Source organism: Corynebacterium sp. 74A (assembly GCF_008930665.1).
GTDB lineage: Bacteria > Actinomycetota > Actinomycetes > Mycobacteriales > Mycobacteriaceae > Corynebacterium > Corynebacterium megadyptis.
The window spans coordinates 1-5,459 of the sequence record NZ_PQMG01000010.1 but is presented as its reverse complement, the minus strand read 5'-3'; the positions used below and the strand labels follow the sequence as shown (position 1 = coordinate 5,459).

At 52.9% G+C, this 5,459-nt stretch carries 3 rRNA genes; all 3 read left to right on the top strand.

The window, feature by feature from the left end:
• The first annotated feature begins 287 nt into the window (after window positions 1-287).
• The 3 genes from GBB11_RS10755 (at window position 288) to rrf (ending at window position 5,447) form a co-directional block, all read left to right on the top strand.
• Window positions 288-1,815 (top strand): 16S ribosomal RNA (locus GBB11_RS10755).
• A 324-nt stretch (window positions 1,816-2,139) separates the two neighbouring features.
• A 23S ribosomal RNA gene (locus GBB11_RS10750) occupies window positions 2,140-5,235 on the top strand.
• A 95-nt stretch (window positions 5,236-5,330) separates the two neighbouring features.
• A 5S ribosomal RNA gene (gene rrf / locus GBB11_RS10745) occupies window positions 5,331-5,447 on the top strand.
• Together the 16S, 23S and 5S rRNA genes form the textbook arrangement of a ribosomal RNA operon.
• Window positions 5,448-5,459 lie beyond the last annotated feature (12 nt).

The window sequence follows — 5,459 nt, the reverse complement described above, 5'->3', positions numbered from 1 at the left end:
TGTTGTTTGAGAACTCGATAGTGTGCCAGCTTTGTTTTGTTGATGTGTGCTGCTTTTGTTGTGGTGTGCGTGTTTGGTTGTGTGTGGATCAGGTGCCCTTGTGATTGGGGTTTGTTTGGTCGCATGTGATTTGATGCGTGTGCTGTTTTTTAGCAGTGTGTGTTGATGATTTTTTGGGGGGTGGGTTTTCCTCGTCGGATTCTGCCCCCTTTGTTTTTTTGCTAGTTTTGGGCTTTTCACGGAGCTTGTAGCTTTTTCTGATTACACTTTTGTGGTGTTTTTGGTTTTTTGTGGAGAGTTTGATCCTGGCTCAGGACGAACGCTGGCGGCGTGCTTAACACATGCAAGTCGAACGGAAAGGCCTCAGCTTGCTGGGGTACTCGAGTGGCGAACGGGTGAGTAACACGTGGGTGATCTGCCTTGGACTCTGGGATAAGCTTGGGAAACTGGGTCTAATACCGGATAGGACCATCGTTTAGTGTCGGTGGTGGAAAGATTTATTTTGGTTCAAGATGAGCTCGCGGCCTATCAGCTTGTTGGTGGGGTAATGGCCTACCAAGGCGTCGACGGGTAGCCGGCCTGAGAGGGTGATCGGCCACATTGGGACTGAGACACGGCCCAGACTCCTACGGGAGGCAGCAGTGGGGAATATTGCACAATGGGCGCAAGCCTGATGCAGCGACGCCGCGTGGGGGATGAAGGCCTTCGGGTTGTAAACTCCTTTCGGTACCGACGAAGCCTTTGGGTGACGGTAGGTATAGAAGAAGCACCGGCTAACTACGTGCCAGCAGCCGCGGTAATACGTAGGGTGCGAGCGTTGTCCGGAATTACTGGGCGTAAAGAGCTCGTAGGTGGTTTGTCGCGTCGTCTGTGAAATCCCGGGGCTTAACTTCGGGCGTGCAGGCGATACGGGCATTACTTGAGTGCTGTAGGGGTAACTGGAATTCCTGGTGTAGCGGTGAAATGCGCAGATATCAGGAGGAACACCGATGGCGAAGGCAGGTTACTGGGCAGTTACTGACGCTGAGGAGCGAAAGCATGGGTAGCGAACAGGATTAGATACCCTGGTAGTCCATGCTGTAAACGGTGGGCGCTAGGTGTGGGGACTTTTCATGGTTTCTGTGCCGTAGCTAACGCATTAAGCGCCCCGCCTGGGGAGTACGGCCGCAAGGCTAAAACTCAAAGGAATTGACGGGGGCCCGCACAAGCGGCGGAGCATGTGGATTAATTCGATGCAACGCGAAGAACCTTACCTGGGCTTGACATGGACAGGATCGGCGTAGAGATACGTTTTCCTTTTTGGCTTGTTCACAGGTGGTGCATGGTTGTCGTCAGCTCGTGTCGTGAGATGTTGGGTTAAGTCCCGCAACGAGCGCAACCCTTGTCTTATGTTGCCAGCGCGTTATGGTGGGGACTCATGAGAGACTGCCGGGGTTAACTCGGAGGAAGGTGGGGATGACGTCAAATCATCATGCCCCTTATGTCCAGGGCTTCACACATGCTACAATGGTTGATACAACGCGATGCGAGCCTGTGAGGGTGAGCGGATCGCTTGAAAGTCAGTCTTAGTTCGGATTGGGGTCTGCAACTCGACCCCATGAAGTCGGAGTCGCTAGTAATCGCAGATCAGCAATGCTGCGGTGAATACGTTCCCGGGCCTTGTACACACCGCCCGTCACGTCATGAAAGTTGATAACACCCGAAGCCCATGGCCTAAGCCTTTTTGGTGGGGAGTGGTCGAAGGTGGGATTGGCGATTGGGACGAAGTCGTAACAAGGTAGCCGTACCGGAAGGTGCGGCTGGATCACCTCCTTTCTAAGGAGTTTTTGTTTTGGTGTCATGGTTATAGGTGACACCGCTTCTGTATTTAGTTGAAATTCCTGTATGGAACATGCGCGATCGTGAATAGATACGCGCGCCGTAACTGTGAGTGGTTGACGAGCATGTCGGCAAAGTTTATGCGAAGTTGGTGCATTGTTGGGTGTCTGAGGCAACATGGTTGTCTTGTGGGCACACTAGGTTATCTACTGCTGCTTGTGTGGTGGTGGGTGGTTGGTGTGTGTGTTGTTTGAGAACTGTATAGTGGACGCGAGCAATTTTATTGTGTTTGTTCTTAGTGTTTTTTGATTGTTTGTGTGTCTGTTTTTTATTAAGGGCGCACGGTGGATGCCTGGGCATCGTCAAGCCGATGAAGGACGTGGAAGGCCGCGATAGTCCTCGGGGAGTTGTCAATCGAGCGTTGATCCGAGGGTGTCCGAATGGGGTAACCTAGCACATGCTTTTTATGGGTGTGTGTTTCCTTGTGGTGAATGTATAGCTGCATAGGGGGTGTACGCGGGGAAGTGAAACATCTCAGTACCCGTAGGAGAAGAAAACAATAGTGATTCTGTGAGTAGTGGCGAACGAAAGCGGATGATGGCTAAAAGTCATGCGTGTGATACTCGGCAGGGGTTGCGTGTGGCTGGTTGTGGGGCATGTGTGTTGGTGATACTGCCGTGTCATCTCGATTGTTGGTGTGTGTGAGGCGAAGTGGTGTGGGATCACCTACCGTAGACGGTGAGAGTCCGGTAGCCGAACATATGCGCCGATGGTTGTGTGCGTGTTCCCGAGTAGCAGCGGGCTCGTGGAATCTGCTGTGAATCTGCCGGGACCACCCGGTAAGCCTGAATACTTGGCGTGACCGATAGTGTATGAGTACCGTGAGGGAATGGTGAAAAGTACCCCGGGAGGGGAGTGAAATAGTACCTGAAACCGTGTGTCTACAATCCGTCAGAGCATCCTTTTTGGGTGTGATGGCGTGCCTTTTGAAGAATGAGCCTGCGAGTCAGCGGCATGTCGCGAGGTTAACCCGTGTGTGGGGTAGTCGTAGCGAAAGCGAATACTAACTAGTGTGTTTAGTGGCGTGTCCTGGACCCGAAGCGGAGTGATCTACCCATGGCCAGTGTGAAGCAGCTGTAAGAGGTTGTGGAGGCGCGAACCCACTTAGGTTGAAAACTGAGGGGATGAGTTGTGGGTAGGGGTGAAAGGCTAATCAAACTCCGTGATAGCTGGTTCTCCCCGAAATGCATTTAGGTGCAGCGTTGCGTGTTTCTTTGCGGGGGTAGAGCTACTGGTTGGTTGAGCGGGACTATCATCTTAGCAACATCAGCCAAACTCCGAATACCGTGAATGTTATAGCGTGGCAGTGAGACTGCGGGGGATAAGCTTCGTAGTCGAGAGGGAAACAGCCCAGATCGTCGGTTAAGGCCCCTAAGAGTGTACTAAGTGGAAAAGGATGTGGGATCGCGAAGACAGCCAGGAGGTTGGCTTAGAAGCAGCCATCCTTGAAAGAGTGCGTAATAGCTCACTGGTCGAGTGGTTCTGCGCCGACAATGTAGTGGGGCTGAAGTACACCGCCGAAACCACGACAATGACATCTTTTGTGGTGTTGTTGGGTAGGGGAGCGTCGTGCATGCGGTGAAGCTGTGGCGGAAGCTTATGGTGGAGTGTGTGCGAGTGAGAATGCAGGCATGAGTAGCGAATGCAAGGTGAGAATCCTTGCCGCCGGATGATCAAGGGTTCCTGGGTCAAGCTCGTCTTCCCAGGGTGAGTCGGGTCCTAAGGCGAGGCCGACAGGCGTAGTCGATGGCAAACGGGTTGATATTCCCGTACCCGGTTATATGCGACCAATGATGATGCAGTGATACTAACCACCCAGAATCACCTCTAACACGCCTTTCGGGGTGTGTGGTGTGTGAGGATGCGTGGGGCCTGATCTGTCGTAGTCAAGTGATGGAGTGACACAGAGTGGTAGCCACGCCAACCGTTGGTTGTGTTGGTGTAAGCGTGTAGTCCGTGTTCTAGGTAAATCCGGGACATATATAGGGTGAGGCGTGATGCGTACCCACTTAGTGGGGATGGTGGTGATCCTGTGCTGTCGAGAAAAGCTTCTAGCGATGTATATGGCCGGCCCGTACCCCAAACCGACACAGGTGATCGAGTAGAGAATACTAAGGCGAGCGGGTGAACTGTAGTTAAGGAACTCGGCAAAATACCCCCGTAACTTCGGGAGAAGGGGGACCCTACACGGTGTACAAGCTGTGTGGTGGTCGCAGAGTCTAGAGGGAAGCGACTGTTTACTAAAAACATAGGTCTGTGCGAAAACGTGGAAGTTGATGTATACGGACTGACGCCTGCCCGGTGCTGGAAGGTTAAGAGGACCTGTTAGACCCTTTTTGGGGTCGAAGCGGAGAATTTAAGCCCCAGTAAACGGCGGTGGTAACTATAACCATCCTAAGGTAGCGAAATTCCTTGTCGGGTAAGTTCCGACCTGCACGAATGGCGTAACGACTTCCCTGCTGTCTCAACTACAGGCCCGGTGAAATTGCAGTACGAGTAAAGATGCTCGTTACGCGCGGCAGGACGAAAAGACCCCGGGACCTTCACTACAACTTGGTATTGGTGTTCGGGTCGGTTTGTGTAGCATAGGTGGGAGACGTGGAAGCATTAACGCTAGTTGGTGTGGAGTCGCACGGTGAAATACCACTCTGACCGATTCGGATATCTCAACCTTGGCCCATGATCTGGGTTGGGGACAGTGCCTGGTGGGTAGTTTAACTGGGGCGGTTGCCTCCCAAAGAGTAACGGAGGCGCCCAAAGGTTCCCTCAGCCTGGTTGGCAATCAGGTGTTGAGTGTAAGTGCACAAGGGAGCTTAACTGTGAGACAGACATGTCAAGCAGATACGAAAGTAGGGACTAGTGATCCGGCACCTCATCGTGGATTGGGTGTCGCTCAACGGATAAAAGGTACCCCGGGGATAACAGGCTGATCTTCCCCAAGAGTCCATATCGACGGGATGGTTTGGCACCTCGATGTCGGCTCGTCGCATCCTGGGGCTGGAGTAGGTCCCAAGGGTTGGGCTGTTCGCCCATTAAAGCGGCACGCGAGCTGGGTTTAGAACGTCGTGAGACAGTTCGGTCTCTATCCGCCGCGCGCGTTGAAACTTGAGAAAAGCTGTCCTTAGTACGAGAGGACCGGGACGGACGTACCTCTAGTGTGCCAGTTGTTCCACCAGGAGCACGGCTGGTTAGCTACGTACGGACAGGATAACCGCTGAAAGCATCTAAGCGGGAAGCCCCTTTCAAGACCAGGTTTCTTTTGAGGTACCCCAGAGATGATGGGGTTGATAGGCCAGAACTGGACGCACAGTAATGTGTTCGAGGTGACTGGTACTAACCCACCAACAAAAAACACACACGCAACACACGAAAACAACAACAAGCAACAGTAAAGCCGCACGCGTCCACTACACAGTATCTGAAACAACACAGAAACCCACACAAAAAAATGTGTCGGTGGTTATAGCATCGGGGACACGCCCGGTCCCATTCCGAACCCGGAAGCTAAGCCCGACAGCGCTGATGGTACTGCACCCGGGAGGGTGTGGGAGAGTAAGTCACCGCCGACCTAAAACTTCACA